Below are 18,880 nucleotides of genomic sequence, written 5' to 3' on the forward strand. Positions count from 1 at the left end.
TATCCATGGGCGACATGGCCGCATCCGTTCCCGACGTCGCAACCCATGTCGTTGGGGGCTGGTCGCCGTAAGTACGTCGATGTCGCAGATAGGTAAGTGGTCGTCCTGCGCGTTACGCAGAATCCGTCCCATATAAGGCCGACAGTCGGCCGTGGAGAACAGCATGTCCAATAGTTTCCTCAGCCCGGTAAATACCCAGACATGGGCCAATGGCCGCCACCTGGTGCGCGTCGTCAAGGTGATCCAGGAAACCTGGGATGTACGGACCTTCTGCTTCATGGCTGACCAGCCGATCCTGTTCTTCTTCAAGCCGGGGCAGTTCGTCACCCTGGAGCTGGAGATCGACGGCGTGCAGATCATGCGTTCCTACACCATTTCCAGCTCGCCATCGGTTCCTTACAGCTTCTCGGTAACCATCAAGCGTGTGCCGGGCGGCAAGGTTTCCAACTGGCTGCATGACACCCTGCATGAAGGTCAGGAGCTGGCCGTGCACGGGCCGGTCGGGCTGTTCAACGCCATCGACTTCCCCAATCCGAAGATCCTCTACCTCAGCGGCGGTGTCGGTATCACTCCGGTCATGTCCATGGCGCGCTGGTTCTACGACACCAACGCCAATGTCGACATGGTCTTCGTGCACAGCGCCCGTTCGCCGAAAGACATCATTTATCACCGCGAGCTGGAACACATGGCGTCGCGGATCGATAACTTCAGCCTGCACCTGATCTGCGAAAAATACGGCATGGGTGAGCCTTGGGCCGGTTATCGCGGTTACCTGAACCACAAGATGCTCGAACTCATGGCGCCGGACTTCATGGAGCGTGAAGTGTTCTGCTGCGGCCCGACGCCGTACATGAATGCGGTCAAGCGTCTGCTGGAAGCCGCCGGCTTCAACATGGCCCAGTACCACGAGGAGTCCTTTGGCGCGACGCCGCCGGAAGCCCGTGCCGATGCCGTCGAGCACGCCGAACAGGCAGCCGAAGCGCCGGATGTCGACACCTCCGAGCTGCACCAGGTCGAATTCACCGAAACCGGCAAGAGCATCCGCGTTGCACCGGGCGAAACCGTGCATGCCGCAGCAGCCAAGCTCGGCATGATGATCCCCAAGGCCTGTGGCATGGGCATCTGCGGTACGTGCAAGGTGATGAAGCTCAGCGGTGAAGTGGAGATGGAACACAACGGCGGCATCACCGACGACGACGTGGCCGAGGGTTACATCCTGTCGTGCTGCAGCGTGCCGAAGGGTGATGTGCGGATCGAGTATTGATTGATCTGAACGATTTTATTTTTTGGTGGGACCGGCTTCAGCCGGGAAAGCGCAGGCAGGATCGATACATTTCTATCGCCTGCTTCATCGCCTTCCCGGCTAAAGCCGGTCCCACAATGTCTCTGCGTTTGCGTTTATAACCTGAAGCGCGAAACCAGCCCGTTCAGATCCACCGCCAGGCGCGTCAGCTCGCCGCTGGCCGCGCTGGTCTGGCTCGCGCCGTCGGACGATTGCGCCGACAGGTCGCGGATATTCACCAGGTTGCGATCCACTTCCCGGGCTACCTGCGCCTGTTCTTCTGCAGCGCTGGCGATCACCAGGTTGCGTTCGTTGATCTCGACAATCGCGGTATTGATGGTATCCAGCGCCAGGCCGGCGCCCTTGGCGATGCTCAGGGTCGACGCCGCGCGTTCGGTGCTGTTGCGCATCGAACCCACGGCCTTTTCCGTACCGCCCTGAATGCTGCCGATCATGCGCTCGATTTCACTGGTCGATTGCTGGGTGCGATGGGCCAGTGCACGAACTTCATCGGCTACCACGGCAAAACCGCGACCGGCTTCCCCGGCCCGCGCCGCTTCAATGGCGGCGTTGAGCGCCAGCAGGTTGGTCTGATCGGCCAGGCCACGAATCACATCCAGTACCTTGCCGATATCCCGCGACTCTTCCGCCAGGTTACCGACCAGATCGGCAGTCGCCTGCACATCGCTGCTCATGCGTTCGATGGCGCTGACGGTTTCCTGCACCAAGTCGCGACCGTCACCGGCGGAACTGGTGGCGTTTTTCGAGGCGTCGGAAGTGCTGATCGCATTGCGCGCGACTTCTTCCACGGCGCTGGTCATCTCGTTGACCGCTGTGGCGGCCTGTTCGATCTCGTCGTTCTGCCGGGCCAGGCCGCGCGCGCCTTCATCGGTGACGGCGTTGAGTTCTTCCGCGGCCGACGCAAGCTGATCGGCCGAGCCGGAAATGCTTTGCAGGGTGTCGCGCAGCTTTTGCTGCATCTTGTGCATGGCGGCCAGCAGGCGGCCGGCTTCGTCGGTGCCGTCAACCTTGACCGGATGGGTCAGGTTGCCCTCGGCAATGGTTTCGGCGGCGGTCAGCGCTTGGGAAATCGGCCGGGTGATGCTGTTGGTCAGCAGCCAGGCGAACAGCAGGGTCAATACCGTGGCAACGATCAGCAGGACCACCACCATATTGAAGGCCGAAGAGTATTGGTTCGCCGCTTGGCGGTTGGCATCTTCAGACTGCTTGCCGTTGATCTCTACCAGTTTGCTCAGCACCACGTTCATCTGGTCTGAGTTCTGCTGCAGCTCGGTATTGAGCATCTTGCCCAGCTCGTCGAGCTTATTGTCGCGGCTGTAACCGCGCATGCGATCTTCAAACTGACGGTACTGGCTCAGCAGCTGGAGGAATTCGTTGTAAGCCGATTTTTCTTCATCAGCGGTGATGAGCTTTTCGTAGACAGCCTGGGCAATGCCCATTTGCTGGAAGCGTGCGGTCATGGCATCCAGCGTTTTCTGCTGAACCGCCGGATCACGGTTGACCAGCAGGCGATAGGACAACACCCGCAGACGCACGCTGGTGTCGATCATCTTGTCCAGGCTGCGGATGCTGGGCACGCTGTCGCGGGCAATGACGTCGCCGGACTGGCGAATATTGCTCATCTGCGTGAGTGAAAAAATACCGAGAATCAGCATCAGGGCGCCGATCAGGGCAAAACCGAGGAACGCGCGCGGGGCAATATTCATGTTGCGCAGTGACATGAGTGATCTTCCGTAGGGAAAGTTGAGCGGTGGCCGTGAGCGGGCTGGAAAGGTAACTCTGGTAGCTGGCTATCGGTTCGGGACGCCTATTCTTGAATGAATTCGTAGCATTTTGAAATAATATTCATGGCAAATGGCTTCTATCCTCGCTGATTCCGAGTCGACCGACAGCAGGAACCTGTAGGACTAAACATAGTCAACAGAGCCCTTATGCGCCCACGAATTTCTGGCATGGCCAGTGACTTTTCTTTATCGTGTGCGCCCGTTGAAATTCGCCCGAGAAATCAAAATGTTGGAAGCATCCCTTAATCAATTGGAACAACTTGTCAGCGACCTGGTGCAACAGAACCAGCAACTGCAGGACACGAACGCACAGCTCAGCGTCGAGCTTGCCCAAGTCAGGGATGACAACGACAGTCTGCAGCTGAGTCTGTTGGAGCAGGAAGAGAAGCAGGGCGTTACGACTGCACGTATCCAGGCCCTGGTTGAACGCGCCACCCGCGTCAGTGCAGTCAGCGCATGATCCAGGACGAAAACGGCGTCACGGTGGTCTCGATTCTCGGCACCGACTACTCCATCAAGGCCCCGGCGGGCGAAGAAATCACCCTGCTGCAAGCCACTGGCATGCTCAAGAAAGCCCTGGCCGAGACCAAGCGCCGCTATCCGACCCTGATCGGCGACCGCCTGCTGGTGCTGGCGGCCCTGAACCTGTGCTCGCAGCAGATCGAAATGCAGCAACAGCACCGCGAAGAGCTTGACCGCTGCCGGGAGCAGGTCGATGCGACGGTAGATGTGATTTCCAAGACCATCGCCCAGGGCTGAGGGTCGGCACTGGCTTCGTTGGAGCGAGGCTTGCCCGCGAAAGCTGTGATGCGGTATGCCAGACATTGCCCGTCGTCAGGTTCGCGGGCAAGCCTCGCTCCCACAAATAAGGTCAGGCGCTCATCACCAGGCGAATATCCGCCGCCAGCTCACGTACGCGCTCTTCTTCGGTGTCCCACGAGCACATGAAGCGGGCGCCGCCGTTGCCGATGAAGGTATAGAAGCGCCAGCCCTTGGCAGTCAGTGCCGCGATGGCCGGCTCCGAGAGTTGCAGGAACACGCCGTTGGCCTGCACCGGGAACATCAGCTCCACGCCAGGTATGTCCTTGACCAGCTCTGCCAGTAACTGCGCGCAGTGGTTGGCATGGCGGGCGTGCTTGAGCCATGCGTCGTTTTCCAGCAGACCGACCCAGGGCGCCGACAGGAAACGCATTTTCGACGCCAGTTGCCCGGCCTGTTTGCAACGGTAGTCGAAGTCTTCCGCCAGCTTGTGGTTAAAGAACAGAATCGCCTCGCCCACGGCCATGCCATTCTTGGTGCCGCCGAAACACAGCACGTCGATCCCGGACTTCCAGGTCAGCTCTGCAGGTGAGCAGCCCAAATAGGCGCAGGCATTGGCGAAGCGGGCGCCGTCCATGTGCAGGTTCAGGCCCAGTTCCTTGCAAGTGGCGCTGATGGCCTTGAGTTCCTCGGGCTGATAGACGCTGCCGACTTCCGTGGCCTGGGTCAGGGTCACCACACGCGGTTTCGGGTAATGGATGTCCTGACGCTTGAGGGCGACTTCGCGAATCGACTCGGGCGTCAGCTTGCCGTTTTCGCTGCGGGCGGTCAGCAGCTTGGAGCCGTTGGAGAAAAATTCCGGTGCGCCGCATTCGTCGGTTTCAACGTGGGCGGTTTCCGAGCAGATAACGCTATGGTAGCTCTGGCACAGTGACGACAGCGCGAGGGAGTTGGCTGCCGTGCCGTTGAAGGCAAAGAATACTTCGCAGTCGGTCTCGAACAGTTTGCGGAAATGATCGGCGGCGCGCGCGGTCCATTGGTCTTCGCCATAGGCGCGCTGGTGGCCGTGGTTGGCTTGCTCCATGGCGGACCAGGCTTCGGGGCAGACCCCGGAATAGTTGTCGCTGGCAAACTGTTGGCTTTGGTCTGACATGGCCGGTTCCTTGTGATCGATTATGGTGCGCACTGTAGCAAAAAGCGGGCTGGGGCCAATCAAGCCCTGCACAATTATCTGAATTGGAATGGAATTTGTGGGACCGGCTTTAGCCGGGAAGGCGGTAGTCCTGACGCTACAAATGTATCGATAGTGCCTTCGTCTTCCCGGCTAAAGCCGGTCCCACAATATTGGCCTTGTGTTTGTTGAGAGAACCCAATATTTCGGAGTGCCATGGATCTTTCCAACCCGCCGTACCTGCCGCGCCGCAACAAGGCGCTGGACCTGCTCAAGTGGCTGGCCATGGCCAGCATGGTGCTGGATCACCTGCGTTATATCGGTTTACCGCTTAACGTTCTGTATGTACCGGGGCGTCTGGCGTTCCCCTGGTTTTGCCTGGTCATCGCCGTGAACCTGGCGCGGCGGGTACGCGGGTTGGAAGGCCCGCGTGTGCAATGGCGCTACCTGGGTTGGCTGTTGCTGTTCGCCGGGTTGGCGGAGATTCCCTATCGGCTGTATATGCCGGCCGGAGAGGCGGAAACGCTAAACGTACTGCCCACCCTCGCCTTGGGCATGCTGGTGGCCCAGGGCTGGCGCCATCGTTCGCCCGTCAGCCGCAATCTGGCGTTGGCTGCAGTGCTGCTAGGGGCCTTGCTGCAGGACAAGCTGATGTTCGGTTTTTTTGGCGTGCTGCTGCCCTGGGCCTGTCTGTTGGTGCTGGAACGGCCTATTGGCTTTGCTCTGATTCCCGGCGTGGTGTGTCTGTTCAGCAACGCCTGGTCGCAGATATTCGCCGCCGTGGCTTGGGGCGATCCGATTTCCATTGGTGCGCTGATCGTCTGCGTGCTGGCGCCGCTGGCGGGGGTGCTGTTGCTGCGCGTACAGCCCGCGGGGCGGGTATGGCCGATGCGGCGCTGGGCGTACGGGATTTATCCGGCGCATTTTCTGCTGTTGTATGGCGTCACCAGACTGTTGGCCTGATTCCTGTAGGCGCGAGGCTTGCCCGCGAACTGTTCAGCGCGGTGTTCCTGAGAGTCCGTGTCGTCTCATTCGCGGGCAAGCCTCGCTCCCACAAGTTTGTGAAGTCACGAAAACAGGATTAGACAAAACGCCATTATTGGATTTATCTTCTGCCCAGGCCGCCATATGCGGCCAGCGTCGCTCGGACGGTTCCGGGCGCTTACGTCTTCAGAGGCTCTCATGGCAGACCAAGGTTCGCCGCGCCGCTTTTCGCGCATCGATCGACTCCCCCCTTACGTGTTCAACATCACCGCCGAGCTGAAAATGGCCGCTCGCCGTCGTGGTGAGGACATTATCGACTTGAGCATGGGCAACCCCGACGGGGCTACGCCAGCGCATATCGTCGAGAAACTGGTCACTGTTGCCCAGCGCGAAGACACCCATGGCTACTCCACCTCCCGCGGGATTCCGCGCCTGCGTCGGGCGATTTCCAACTGGTACAAGGATCGCTACGAGGTCGATATCGACCCGGAAACCGAAGCCATTGTCACCATCGGTTCGAAAGAGGGTCTGGCGCACCTGATGCTCGCCACCCTCGATCAGGGCGACACAGTTCTGGTCCCGAACCCGAGCTACCCGATTCATATCTACGGTGCCGTGATTGCCGGCGCCCAGGTCCGCTCGGTGCCGCTGATCCCCGGTGTGGATTTCTTTGCCGAGCTGGAGAAAGCCATTCGTGGTTCGATTCCCAAGCCAAAGATGATGATTCTGGGCTTTCCATCCAACCCTACCGCCCAGTGCGTGGAGCTGGATTTCTTCGAGCGTGTGGTCGCCCTGGCCAAGCAGTACGACGTACTGGTCATTCACGACCTGGCCTACGCCGACATCGTCTACGACGGCTGGAAAGCCCCGTCGATCATGCAGGTGCCCGGCGCCAAGGACATCGCGGTGGAGTTCTTCACCCTGTCCAAGAGTTACAACATGGCAGGCTGGCGCATCGGCTTCATGGTCGGCAACCCGGAACTGGTCAATGCTCTGGCGCGGATCAAGAGCTACCACGACTACGGCACCTTCACACCGTTGCAGGTGGCGGCCATTGCGGCGCTCGAAGGCGACCAGCAGTGCGTGAAGGACATTGCCGAGCAATACCGCCAGCGCCGTAACGTACTGGTCAAGGGCCTGCACGAGCTGGGCTGGATGGTCGAGAACCCCAAGGCGTCAATGTATGTCTGGGCCAAGATCCCCGAGGCTTACGCGTACATGGGCTCTCTGGAGTTCGCCAAGAAGATGCTGGCTGAAGCCAAGGTCTGCGTGTCGCCGGGTATCGGTTTTGGTGAATACGGCGACGATCATGTGCGTTTTGCCCTGATCGAGAACCAGGATCGGATTCGCCAGGCGGTGCGCGGTATTCGCGGCATGTTCCGTGCTGACGGTCTGGTCGCGAACAAGCCTTTGGCCTGATTGCGACATCTTGAGGTGAAAAATCCCCCGGCAATCGGGGGATTTTTGTTTGTGCACAAATACCGTAGGAACGGCTTCAGCCGCGAGAAACCGGCACTTACGCCTCACGGCTGAAGCCGCTCCTACGAGTAAATCCGGATCATGTCGTAAACGCACCTTTGCGTGGCGTCCGTAGGCATCTGACCGACCCGTCCGAGCCCTACCATCGCTGACAAAGGGCAGTCCACAAGCCCTATCGATAAAGTCAGGCGCAGCGCCGCCGCTGGGAGATCCGCGATGTTCAGCAAGCAAGACCAGATCCAGGGTTATGACGATGCACTCCTGTCGGCCATGAACGCCGAAGAACAACGTCAGGAAGATCACATCGAACTGATCGCCTCGGAGAACTACACCAGCAAGCGCGTGATGCAAGCCCAGGGCAGCGGCCTGACCAACAAGTACGCCGAAGGTTATCCGGGCAAGCGTTACTACGGCGGTTGTGAGCACGTCGATAAAGTCGAGCAACTGGCTATCGAGCGCGCCAAGCAACTGTTCGGTGCCGATTATGCCAACGTCCAGCCGCACTCCGGCTCGTCGGCCAACAGCGCTGTCTACCTGGCACTGATCCAGCCGGGCGACACCATTCTGGGTATGAGCCTGGCCCACGGCGGTCACTTGACCCACGGCGCCAAGGTTTCGTCTTCGGGCAAGCTGTACAACGCCGTGCAGTACGGCATCGACACCACCACCGGCCTGATCGACTACGACGAAGTCGAGCGCCTGGCGGTCGAGCACAAGCCGAAGATGATCGTTGCCGGCTTCTCTGCCTACTCCAAGACTCTGGATTTCCCGCGCTTCCGTCAGATCGCTGACAAGGTGGGTGCCCTGCTGTTCGTCGACATGGCTCACGTAGCCGGTCTGGTTGCCGCGGGTCTGTACCCGAACCCGCTGCCGTACGCTGATGTGGTCACCACCACGACCCACAAGACCCTGCGCGGTCCACGTGGCGGTCTGATCCTGGCCAAGGCCAACGAAGAGATCGAGAAAAAACTCAACGCTGCTGTATTCCCGGGCGCCCAGGGCGGCCCGCTGATGCATGTGATCGCCGGTAAGGCGGTGTGCTTCAAGGAAGCCATGGAGCCAGGCTTCAAGGCGTATCAACAGCAAGTGATCGACAACGCCCAGGCCATGGCCCAGGTGTTCATCGATCGCGGTTACGACGTTGTTTCCGGCGGTACCGACAACCACCTGTTCCTGGTCAGCCTGATCAAGCAAGGCCTGACCGGTAAGGAAGCCGACGCTGCCCTGGGCCGCTCGCACATCACCGTCAACAAGAACGCCGTACCGAACGACCCACAATCGCCATTCGTGACTTCGGGCCTGCGCATCGGCACCCCGGCCGTCACCACTCGTGGTTTCAAAGTAACCCAGTGCGTCACGCTGGCCGGCTGGATCTGCGACATTCTCGACAACCTCGGTGATGCCGATGTCGAGGCTGACGTTGCCCGCCAGGTTGCGGCACTGTGCGCCGATTTCCCGGTTTACCGCTGAGTCAGGAGTAGCCCTCATGCAGCATTACTCAGGCTTCGGCCTCTTCAAGCACTCCCTCAGCCACCACGAAAACTGGCAGCGCATGTGGCGTACGCCAACCCCGAAGAAAGTCTACGACGTGGTTATCGTCGGCGGCGGCGGGCATGGTCTGGCAACGGCTTATTACCTGGCCAAGGAACACGGCATCACTAACGTGGCCGTGGTCGAAAAAGGCTGGTTGGGCGGCGGCAACACCGCCCGTAACACCACCATCGTGCGCTCCAACTACCTGTGGGACGAGTCGGCCCACCTGTACGAGCACGCCATGAAGTTGTGGGAAGGCCTGTCCCAGGACCTGAACTACAACGTGATGTTCTCCCAGCGCGGCGTCTACAACCTGTGCCACACCCTGCAGGACATGCGTGATTCCGAGCGTCGGGTCAGCGCCAACCGCCTCAACGGCGTGGACGGCGAACTGCTCAACGCCAAACAGGTTGCGGACGAGATTCCGTACCTGGACTGCTCCAAGAACACTCGCTACCCGGTTATCGGTGCAACCGTTCAGCGCCGTGGCGGCGTAGCCCGTCACGATGCCGTGGCCTGGGGCTTTGCCCGTGCCGCCGACGCCCTTGGCGTTGACCTGATCCAGCAGACCGAAGTGATCGGTTTCCGCAAGGAAAACGGCGTCTGCGTCGGTGTCGAGACCACCAAAGGCTTCATCGGCGCCAAGCGCGTCGGCGTCGTCACAGCCGGTAACTCCGGGCACATGGCCAAACTGGCGGGCTTCCGTCTGCCGGTCGAGTCGCACCCGTTGCAGGCCCTGGTTTCCGAGCCGATCAAGCCGATTATTGACAGCGTGATCATGTCCAACGCCGTACACGGCTATATCAGCCAGTCCGACAAGGGCGACCTGGTGATCGGCGCCGGTATTGACGGCTGGGTCGGCTACGGCCAGCGCGGTTCGTACCCGGTGATCGAGCACACCATTCAGGCCATCGTCGAGATGTTCCCGGTGCTCTCGCGCGTTCGCATGAACCGTCAGTGGGGCGGCATCGTTGACACCACGCCGGACGCTTGCCCGATCATTTCCAAGACTCCCGTTCCGAACATGTTCTTCAACTGCGGTTGGGGCACCGGTGGCTTCAAGGCCACGCCGGGCTCGGGCAACGTCTTCGCTGCAAGCCTGGCCAAGGGTGAAATGCACCCGTTGGCCAAGCCTTTCTCCATCGACCGTTTCCACAACGGTGCGTTGATCGATGAACACGGCGCCGCGGCTGTCGCCCACTAATCAAAGCCGCGTGAGAACGTAACGAGCGAAGGTAAGACAAGGCAAAAACAGGCGGAAAAGCGGAGTCTAGGTGTTCTAAATGAGCATTTTCCGCCTGTTTTTAACGCAGTATTACCGAGCGCAGTAGTTCTCACGCGGCTTTTAACAGGAGAAATCCCATGCTGCACATCTTCTGTCCTCACTGTGGCGAACTGCGCTCCGAAGAGGAATTCCACGCATCCGGCCAGGCTCACATTCCACGTCCCCTGGACCCGAATGCCTGCACCGACGAACAGTGGGGCGACTACATGTTCTTCCGTGACAACCCCCGTGGCCTGCACCACGAGTTGTGGATTCACGCGGCCGGTTGCCGCCAGTACTTCAACGCGACCCGTGACACCGTGACCTACGAAATTCTCGAAACCTATCCGATTGGTAGCAAGCCCCAGTTCACCAATACGGCAGCCACGAACAAGGGAGACAAGGCATGAGCCAGAGCAATCGTCTGCCCAACGGCGGCCGCATCGACCGGACCAAGGTGCTGAACTTCAGCTTCAACGGTCAGACTTACCAAGGCTTTGAAGGCGACACCCTGGCCGCAGCCCTGCTGGCCAACGGCGTCGACATCATTGGCCGCAGCTTCAAATACTCGCGTCCTCGCGGGATCTTCGCAGCAGGTTCCGAAGAACCGAACGCGGTTCTGCAGATCGGCGCGACCGAAGCCACCCAGATCCCCAACGTGCGTGCCACGCAACAGGCGCTGTACTCGGGCCTGGTCGCTACCAGCACCAACGGCTGGCCAAGCGTGAACAACGACGTCATGGGGATCCTCGGTAAAGTCGGCGGCAAGATGATGCCACCGGGCTTCTACTACAAGACTTTCATGTACCCGCAATCCTTCTGGATGACCTACGAGAAGTACATCCGCAAGGCCGCAGGTCTGGGTCGCTCGCCGACCGAAAATGATCCTGACACCTATGACGCGATGAACCATCATTGCGACGTGCTGGTGGTCGGCGCCGGTCCTTCGGGCCTGGCCGCAGCCCTGGCCGCCGGCCGCAGTGGCGCTCGCGTCATCGTTGCCGATGAACAGGAAGAGTTCGGCGGCAGCCTGCTCGACAGCCGCGAAAGCCTCGATGGCAAACCGGCTGCTGAATGGGTCGCTACCGTCGTCGCCGAGCTGCAGGGCCTGACCAACGTCATCCTGCTGCCACGGGCTACCGTCAACGGTTATCACGACCACAACTTCCTGACCATCCATGAGCGCCTGACCGACCACCTCGGTGATCGCGCGCCCATCGGCCAGGTTCGTCAGCGCATGCACCGCGTGCGCGCCAAGCGCGTCGTACTGGCTACCGGTACTCACGAGCGTCCGCTGGTCTACGGCAACAACGACGTGCCGGGCAATATGCTGGCCGGTGCCGTTTCTACTTATGTGCGTCGTTACGGCGTGGCACCGGGCAAGAAACTGGTGCTGTCGACCAATAACGACTACGCCTATCGCGTTGCCTTGGACTGGCTCGATGCCGGCCTGCAAGTGATAGCCGTGGCCGATGCCCGTCATAACCCGCGCGGTGCGTTGGTTGAAGAAGCCCGCGCCAAAGGCGTGCGTATCCTGACCGGCAGTGCCGTGATCGAAGCCCGTGGCAGCAAGCGCGTCAGCGCTGCCCGCGTCGCTGCGATCGATGTGCGCAGCCACAAAGTCACCAGCCCTGGCGAATGGCTCGATTGCGACCTGATCGCCAGCTCCGGCGGCTACAGCCCGATCGTCCACCTGGCCTCCCACCTGGGCGGCAAGCCGGTCTGGCGTGAAGAAATCCTCGGTTTCGTACCGGGCGAAGCACCGCAGAAACGCGTGTGTGTCGGTGGCATCAATGGCGTCTACGCCCTGGGTGATTCCCTGGCCGACGGTTTCGAAGGCGGCGTCCGTGCAGCCAGCGAAGCCGGTTTCAAAGCCGTCGAAGGCGTCCTGCCAAAAGCCCTGAGCCGTGCTGAAGAGCCGACGCTGGCGCTGTTCCAGGTGCCACACGACAAAGCCACTGCCCGTGCGCCGAAGCAATTCGTCGACCTGCAGAACGACGTCACCGCTGCCGCCATCGAACTGGCGACCCGCGAAGGCTTCGAGTCGGTCGAGCACGTCAAACGCTACACCGCACTGGGCTTCGGTACCGATCAGGGCAAACTGGGTAACGTCAACGGCCTGGCCATCGCCGCCCGTTCGTTGAACGTAACCATCCCGGAAATGGGCACCACCATGTTCCGCCCGAACTACACACCGGTGACTTTCGGTGCCGTAGCCGGTCGTCACTGCGGTCACATCTTCGAGCCTGTGCGCTTCACCGCGCTGCACGCCTGGCACATCAAGAACGGTGCCGAATTCGAAGACGTCGGCCAGTGGAAACGTCCGTGGTACTTCCCCAAAGCCGGTGAAGACATCCATGCCGCCGTCGGCCGCGAGTGCAAGGCCGTGCGCGCCAGCGTCGGTCTGCTCGACGCTTCGACCCTGGGCAAGATCGATATCCAGGGCCCGGATGCACGTGAGTTCCTCAACCGCATCTACACCAATGCCTGGACCAAGCTCGATGTGGGCAAGGCGCGCTACGGCCTGATGTGTAAAGAAGATGGCATGGTCTTCGACGACGGCGTAACCGCCTGCGTCGCCGACAACCACTTCATCATGACCACCACCACGGGCGGCGCTGCACGCGTCCTGCAATGGCTGGAAATCTATCAGCAGACCGAATGGCCGGACCTGAAGGTGTACTTCACTTCCGTCACCGACCACTACGCGACCATGACGCTGTCCGGCCCCAACAGCCGCAAACTGCTCAGTGAAGTCACCGACATCGACCTGAGCAACGAAGCCTTCCCGTTCATGACCTGGAAAGAAGGCAAGGTCGGCGGTGTTCCGGCCCGTGTGTTCCGTATCTCGTTCACCGGTGAACTGTCGTACGAAGTCAACGTTCAGGCCGACTACGCCATGGGTGTCCTGGAAAAAATCGTCGAGGCCGGCAAGAAGTACAACCTGACCCCGTACGGCACCGAGACCATGCACGTTCTGCGTGCCGAGAAAGGTTTCATCATCGTAGGCCAGGACACAGACGGCTCGATGACCCCGGACGACCTGAACATGGGCTGGTGTGTCGGTCGCACCAAACCGTTCTCGTGGCTCGGCTGGCGCGGCATGAATCGCGAAGACTGCGTGCGTGATCAACGCAAGCAACTGGTCGGCCTCAAGCCTGTTGATCCGAACAAGTGGCTGCCGGAAGGCGCGCAACTGGTGTTCGACACCAAGCAGTCGATCCCGATGACCATGGTCGGTCACGTGACGTCGAGCTACGCGGTCAACTCGCTGGGTTACTCGTTCGCCATGGGCGTGGTCAAGGGTGGTCTCAAGCGCATGGGCGAGAAGGTCTGGGCACCTCTGGCCGATGGCAGTTTCATCGAGGCCGAGATCGTCTCGTCGGTGTTCTTCGATCCGAAGGGTGAGCGGCAGAATATCGAGTAAAGCCCGTTGGAGCCGGGCTTGCCCGCGAAAGGAACAACCCGGTTTAGCTGATACACCGCGTCATCGTTCTTCGCGGGCAAGCCTCGCTCCCACAAGGCCGGCTTACCGAACCACACAGAATTCAACACAGGTGCTTTATGACCACAGCCAACGTTTACCAGCAGCGGCCTTCGACCGGCGAAAAGGCTGAGTCGCCGCTGTTCCATGCCGACCTCGGCAGCCTGATCGGCAAAGGCCGCACCAACCCTGGCGTGATCCTGCGCGAGAAAAAACTGCTGGGCCATCTGACCATTCGGGGCGACGCCCATGACCCGGCCTTCGCCGCCGGCGTCCACAAGGCACTGGGCATGGAACTGCCGTCCGCCCTGACTCTGGTCAGCAGCGGCGACAGCTCCCTGCAATGGCTTGGCCCGGACGAGTGGCTGCTGATCGTGCCGACCGGTGAGGAGTTTGACGCAGAGCAGAAACTGCGCGAAGCCCTGGCTGGCTTGCACATCGCTATCGTCAACGTCAGCGGCGGCCAGTCCCTGCTGGAACTGACCGGTCCCAAGGTCCGTGAAGTACTGATGAAATCCACCAGCTATGACGTGCACCCGGACAACTTCCCGGTCGGCAAGGCCGTCGGCACCGTATTCGCCAAGTCGCAACTGGTGATTCGTCGTACCGGCGAAGAGACCTGGGAACTGCTGATCCGCCGCAGCTTCTCCGATTACTGGTGGTTGTGGTTGCAGGATGCTGCGGCCGAGTACGGTCTGGGCATTCAGGCCTGATTACCGGCCTGTGGGACCGGCTTTAGCCGGGAATACGCCTTCCCGGCTAAAGCCGGTCCCACAGAAAAGCCACATTAATTCAGTTGGTCAGGTTGCTTTTGATAGGCGCCGGGCCAAATTGAGGAGATAACCGATGAGCCGCGCCCCCGACACATGGATTCTGACTGCCGATTGCCCCAGCGTGCTGGGTACGGTGGATGCGGTGACCCGTTATCTGTTCGAACAGGGTTGCTATGTCACTGAGCACCACTCGTTCGATGACCGCCTGTCGAGTCGCTTTTTCATTCGCGTCGAATTCCGTCAACCCGAGGGTTTCGACGAGCAGGCCTTCCGCGCCGGGCTGTCCGAGCGCGGCCAGGCTTTTGGCATGATCTTCGAGCTGACAGCGCCGAACTATCGGCCAAAAGTGGTGATCATGGTCTCCAAGGCCGATCACTGCCTCAACGATCTTCTCTATCGTCAGCGCATCAATCAGCTGTCCATGGACGTGGTCGCGGTGGTGTCCAACCATCCGGATCTCGAACCCCTGGCCCGCTGGCACGAAATTCCGTACTACCATTTTCCCCTCGACCCCAACGACAAGCCCGGCCAGGAAGCCAAGGTCTGGCAGGTGATCGAGGAGTCCGGTGCCGAACTGGTGATTCTTGCCCGCTACATGCAAGTGCTGTCGCCGGACCTGTGCCGCAAGCTCGATGGCAAGGCGATCAATATCCACCACTCGTTGCTGCCCGGCTTCAAGGGCGCCAAGCCTTACCACCAGGCTTACAACAAGGGCGTGAAACTGGTCGGCGCCACCGCGCACTACATCAACAACGACCTGGACGAAGGCCCGATCATCGCCCAGGGCGTAGAAGTGGTAGACCACAGCCACTATCCCGAAGACCTGATTGCCAAAGGCCGGGATATCGAAGGCCTGACCCTGGCCCGGGCGGTGGGTTATCACATTGAACGGCGGGTGTTCCTGAATGCCAACAGGACGGTTGTCCTGTAGTCGAAAGCTACAAGCTACAAGAGGAAAGCAAGATAACTGGCGACAGGCTTCAACTTCAGGATTCGGCTGCTTTTTCTTGTAGCTCGAAGCTTGCAGCTTGAAGCTCATTGACGACTCACCCAACCAATAACAAGTAGAGAGGTGACATGCATGTCTGGTAATCGTGGTGTGGTGTATCTCGGCGGCGGCAAGGTCGAAGTACAGAAGATCGACTACCCAAAAATGCAGGACCCGCGCGGCCGGAAGATCGAGCACGGTGTCATCCTGCGCGTGGTATCCACTAATATCTGCGGCTCCGACCAACACATGGTGCGCGGCCGTACGACTGCCCAGGTCGGCCTGGTGCTGGGCCATGAGATCACCGGTGAAGTGATCGAAATGGGCAGCGGCGTCGAAAACCTGAAAATCGGCGACCTGGTTTCCGTTCCCTTCAACGTGGCCTGCGGCCTGTGCCGCTCCTGCAAAGAGCAACACACCGGCGTCTGCCTGAGCGTCAACCCGGCGCGTCCCGGTGGTGCCTACGGTTACGTCGACATGGGCGACTGGACCGGTGGCCAGGCCGAATACGTGCTGGTGCCGTACGCCGACTTCAACCTGCTGAAACTGCCTGATCGCGACAAGGCCATGGAAAAAATCCGTGACCTGACCTGCCTGTCCGACATTCTGCCGACCGGTTATCACGGTGCTGTAACGGCGGGCGTTGGTCCGGGTAGTTCGGTGTATATCGCCGGTGCCGGTCCGGTAGGCCTGGCCGCTGCTGCTTCGGCCCGTCTGCTCGGTGCTGCGGTGGTGATCGTTGGCGACGTCAACCCGACTCGTCTGGTGCACGCCAAGGCCCAAGGCTTCGAAATCGCCGACCTGTCCCTCGACACCCCGCTGCACGAACAGATCGCCGCATTGCTGGGCGAGCCGGAAGTGGACTGCGCCGTCGACGCCGTTGGCTTCGAAGCCCGTGGTCATGGTCACTCGGGTGTGCAGCATGAGGCACCGGCTACCGTGCTCAACTCCCTGATGGGCGTAGTGCGCGTGGCAGGCAAGATCGGTATTCCCGGCCTGTACGTCACCGAAGATCCGGGTGCTGTGGACGCCGCCGCGAAAATGGGCAGCCTGAGCATCCGTTTCGGCCTTGGCTGGGCGAAATCCCACAGCTTCCACACCGGCCAGACCCCGGTCATGAAGTACAACCGCCAACTGATGCAAGCCATCATGTGGGATCGCATCAATATTGCCGATGTGGTCGGCGTCCAGGTTATCAGCCTCGACGACGCACCGCGTGGTTACGGCGAGTTCGATGCCGGCGTGCCGAAGAAGTTTGTGATTGATCCGCACAAACTGTTCAGCGCGGCGTAAGGCTGCACAAGCGTTCCCATGTAAACAGAAAGAGCGACCTCGGTCGCTCTTTCTGTTTGCGGATTATTATTTGGCAGGCAACACCCGCTCGCAGAACCCGGGATAGTACCCTGCTTCCATGCCGCGACAATCCTCTGTAGCGACCTTGCGCCCCGGTGCTGTCAGGGTAAGACTTTGCGGGGCGTCGACGAAGTCGTCGTAGCCGCGCTGTTTGGTTTTGATCGCGTCGAAGCCGCTCATGTCGTACACCAGTGTGGCGCCATCGACATAGTGATCGGGCGCCGTCTGGACCTGCGCCTTTACTGTCACCAATCGGTATTGCTTGCCGCCTGGGGCATTGTTCAGGGCCGCCAGACCGCCGGCGACGATGCGGAACATCTCGTGGCTCCACACGTAAGGGGGCGCTTGATCGGCGGCCGGGCGGTATTGGATCGTCAGCCCTTGCTGGTCACGGCTGACATCGACCAGTGATGCATCCGAACGCTGGATGCGGTGCTGCACTCTCAGCCAGTCTTTCTGCTCGTCCGAGGTGTTGGCGGGGAATTCCGGCTCCAGCGGCCCCTTGGAGCATTCGTTGAGCCCCAGCACTATCACGATGCCGAGGAAGATCACCGCTGCAGCGCCGCCGCCGATTTGCACAACCATGTCGCACTTCCTTGTTGAATGGAGCCGCGCAGCGCCTTACAGCGCTGCCAGTTTGCCTTGATACAGGACCGGTCCGGTCGGGCCGCCGGTTGGCGAGCCACCTTGCGGTTCCAGGGTAATGGCCAGGGTGGTCGGGGCGCTGACCAGTTTGCGTTGGGCGTCGCTTAACTGCAGCTGACCGTCGCCGTCACGCGGCAGCACGCCGAGGGACACCGGCTTGCCGTCGGCCGGGATCGCCCAGAGTTCCAGACTGCGGTCGGCCTGTACGCCAGCGAGGTTCAGCGGCTCGACCTTCAGATAGCTGTCGTAGGCACGGATACGCAACGCCGGTTGCTGGTTGTCCGCGACCAGGGTCGCACGCAAGGTGGCGTTGTCGCGGTTGTAGAGCACGCCCAGCACGGTGGCCAGCAGCAATGAGCAGGCCAGGGCGCCGATGCGCAGCCAGTTCCAGAACGGGCGTTTTTCCGGAACGTGCAGGTGTTGCGGTTCGATCCGCGCAACGATGGCCTGCCATACCCGCTCGGGCACCGGTTGATCGCTCAGGGGCGTGGTCAGAGTGGCCAGGGTTTCCTGCCATTGCGCGACTTCTGCGCGCAGGCTCTGGTCGTCCAGCAGCAGGCGCTCGAAGCGGCGGCGGGCGGTGCCGGGCATCAGGCCGATGACGTAGTCGGCGGCGAGGGCGCGGCGCAGTTCGGGTTGTGAATAGTTCATGACTCAAGGCACCTGCGCAGGCGTTCCAGGCCCCGACGAATCCACGACTTTACCGAACCCAGCGGCGCCGCCAGGCGCTCGGCCAGATCGGTGTGGGACAGGCCGTGGAAGTAGGCGATGACAATGGACTCGCGCTGCTTGTCCTCGAGGGTCTCCAGGCAGCCTTGCAGGGCGCTGGCCTGGCGTTGGCTGTCGAGTTGATCATGGGCCGAAGGGCTGTCATCGAACAGCGCCATGGCCTGTTCATCGGTCAGCGGCAGTTCGCGATGCTTGCGCAACTGATCGATTGCCAGGTTGCGCGTGATATTGATCATCCAGGTCATCGGCGCCGACAACGCGGCGTCGTAACGCGCAGCGTTGTGCCAGATACGCACAAAGGCCTCCTGCAACACCTCTTCGGCCAATTCGCGTCGGCCCATGCAGCGCAGGGCTACGGCAAACAGACGTTGGCTGGATTGGCGATAGAGGGTTTCAAAGGCGCGACGGTTGCCCAGGGAACATTGGGCGAGTAACTGCCGGAGCTGATCGATATCGACTGCTGAAATGACAACTCTCCTGTGTCGGGCCCGTGCGCTCGGGGAGCGCCGCAGGAAGGCAGAAGATAGATCAAGGCACGCGGATGTACCAGACATTGTCGAGGCCCGTTGCATGGGCGGGCAGATATTTGCCCGCGCTGGTCAAACGCAGCTCAATTGCTCGAGTTGAAAGG

17 protein-coding genes and 1 pseudogene are annotated in these 18,880 nt (G+C 60.7%); 12 read left to right on the forward strand and 6 right to left on the reverse strand.

Features of this window, described 5'->3' with window-relative positions:
• Nucleotides 1-163: 163 nt before the first annotated feature.
• Nucleotides 164-1,264 (forward strand): glycine-betaine demethylase subunit GbcB, encoded by a 1,101-nt coding sequence (gene gbcB / locus AC1Z24_RS01805; protein WP_259108055.1) that lies wholly within the window; start codon nt 164-166, stop codon nt 1,262-1,264.
• A 134-nt stretch (nt 1,265-1,398) separates the two neighbouring features.
• Here the strand turns inward: gbcB and AC1Z24_RS01810 are convergent, their stop codons facing one another.
• Complete coding sequence (locus AC1Z24_RS01810; protein ID WP_483746501.1) at nt 1,399-2,271, reverse strand: methyl-accepting chemotaxis protein; 873 nt, start codon at nt 2,269-2,271, stop codon at nt 1,399-1,401.
• A gap of 30 nt (nt 2,272-2,301) precedes the next feature.
• A pseudogene (locus AC1Z24_RS01815) lies at nt 2,302-3,024 on the reverse strand (MCP four helix bundle domain-containing protein); the annotation flags it as partial.
• Between the two features lie 289 nt (nt 3,025-3,313).
• Here AC1Z24_RS01815 and AC1Z24_RS01820 point away from each other — a divergent pair.
• Complete coding sequence (locus AC1Z24_RS01820; RefSeq protein ID WP_483744340.1) at nt 3,314-3,547, forward strand: hypothetical protein; 234 nt, start codon at nt 3,314-3,316, stop codon at nt 3,545-3,547.
• Nucleotides 3,544-3,846: a cell division protein ZapA gene (locus AC1Z24_RS01825; RefSeq protein ID WP_483744341.1), complete on the forward strand. Its 303-nt coding sequence runs from the start codon at nt 3,544-3,546 to the stop codon at nt 3,844-3,846. The genes AC1Z24_RS01820 and AC1Z24_RS01825 overlap by 4 nt, the downstream gene beginning before the upstream one ends.
• 112 nt (nt 3,847-3,958) lie before the next feature.
• Here the strand turns inward: AC1Z24_RS01825 and AC1Z24_RS01830 are convergent, their stop codons facing one another.
• Nucleotides 3,959-4,999 carry a threonine aldolase family protein gene (locus AC1Z24_RS01830; protein ID WP_259108066.1) on the reverse strand — a complete coding sequence of 347 codons (1,041 nt, stop codon included), beginning with the start codon at nt 4,997-4,999 and terminating at the stop codon, nt 3,959-3,961.
• Nucleotides 5,000-5,233: 234 nt separating this feature from the next.
• Between AC1Z24_RS01830 and AC1Z24_RS01835 the strand changes: the two genes are divergently transcribed.
• From AC1Z24_RS01835 to fdhA, 9 genes are all read left to right on the forward strand, one after another.
• Entirely contained in the window at nt 5,234-5,980 is a 747-nt protein-coding gene (locus tag AC1Z24_RS01835; RefSeq protein ID WP_483744342.1) for a TraX family protein, read from the forward strand.
• Between the two features lie 219 nt (nt 5,981-6,199).
• A complete protein-coding gene (gene alaC / locus AC1Z24_RS01840) occupies nt 6,200-7,420 on the forward strand; it encodes an alanine transaminase (protein ID WP_483744343.1) in 1,221 nt (406 codons plus the stop codon).
• Nucleotides 7,421-7,696: 276 nt separating this feature from the next.
• The gene (gene glyA, locus AC1Z24_RS01845) at nt 7,697-8,950 is read left to right on the forward strand and encodes a serine hydroxymethyltransferase (RefSeq protein WP_413310087.1); all 1,254 of its coding nucleotides are present in this window, start codon (nt 7,697-7,699) and stop codon (nt 8,948-8,950) included.
• A 16-nt stretch (nt 8,951-8,966) separates the two neighbouring features.
• Nucleotides 8,967-10,217 (forward strand): sarcosine oxidase subunit beta family protein, encoded by a 1,251-nt coding sequence (locus AC1Z24_RS01850; RefSeq protein WP_259108076.1) that lies wholly within the window; start codon nt 8,967-8,969, stop codon nt 10,215-10,217.
• A 158-nt stretch (nt 10,218-10,375) separates the two neighbouring features.
• On the forward strand, nt 10,376-10,687 hold the full coding sequence (locus AC1Z24_RS01855; RefSeq protein WP_259108078.1) for a sarcosine oxidase subunit delta: 312 nt from the start codon (nt 10,376-10,378) through the stop codon (nt 10,685-10,687).
• The gene (locus AC1Z24_RS01860; protein ID WP_483744344.1) at nt 10,684-13,704 is read left to right on the forward strand and encodes a sarcosine oxidase subunit alpha; all 3,021 of its coding nucleotides are present in this window, start codon (nt 10,684-10,686) and stop codon (nt 13,702-13,704) included. Before AC1Z24_RS01855 ends, AC1Z24_RS01860 begins: the two co-directional genes overlap by 4 nt.
• Before the next feature lie 137 nt (nt 13,705-13,841).
• Nucleotides 13,842-14,474: a sarcosine oxidase subunit gamma gene (locus AC1Z24_RS01865; protein WP_259108082.1), complete on the forward strand. Its 633-nt coding sequence runs from the start codon at nt 13,842-13,844 to the stop codon at nt 14,472-14,474.
• A gap of 133 nt (nt 14,475-14,607) precedes the next feature.
• Nucleotides 14,608-15,465, forward strand: coding sequence for a formyltetrahydrofolate deformylase (gene purU, locus AC1Z24_RS01870; protein ID WP_259108083.1), 858 nt, complete (start codon nt 14,608-14,610; stop codon nt 15,463-15,465).
• A gap of 150 nt (nt 15,466-15,615) precedes the next feature.
• Entirely contained in the window at nt 15,616-16,815 is a 1,200-nt protein-coding gene (fdhA, locus tag AC1Z24_RS01875) for a formaldehyde dehydrogenase, glutathione-independent (RefSeq protein WP_483744345.1), read from the forward strand.
• 66 nt (nt 16,816-16,881) lie between these two features.
• Here the strand turns inward: fdhA and AC1Z24_RS01880 are convergent, their stop codons facing one another.
• The 3 genes from AC1Z24_RS01880 to AC1Z24_RS01890 are packed head-to-tail and all read right to left on the reverse strand — an operon-like array spanning nt 16,882 to nt 18,803.
• On the reverse strand, nt 16,882-17,460 hold the full coding sequence (locus AC1Z24_RS01880) for a hypothetical protein (RefSeq protein ID WP_483744346.1): 579 nt from the start codon (nt 17,458-17,460) through the stop codon (nt 16,882-16,884).
• A 36-nt stretch (nt 17,461-17,496) separates the two neighbouring features.
• Nucleotides 17,497-18,171 carry an anti-sigma factor gene (locus AC1Z24_RS01885; protein WP_483744347.1) on the reverse strand — a complete coding sequence of 225 codons (675 nt, stop codon included), beginning with the start codon at nt 18,169-18,171 and terminating at the stop codon, nt 17,497-17,499.
• Entirely contained in the window at nt 18,168-18,803 is a 636-nt protein-coding gene (locus AC1Z24_RS01890) for a sigma-70 family RNA polymerase sigma factor (protein ID WP_483744348.1), read from the reverse strand. Before AC1Z24_RS01890 ends, AC1Z24_RS01885 begins: the two co-directional genes overlap by 4 nt.
• Nucleotides 18,804-18,880: the final 77 nt, after the last annotated feature.

It is taken from the genome of Pseudomonas sp. JL23 (assembly GCF_056933585.1).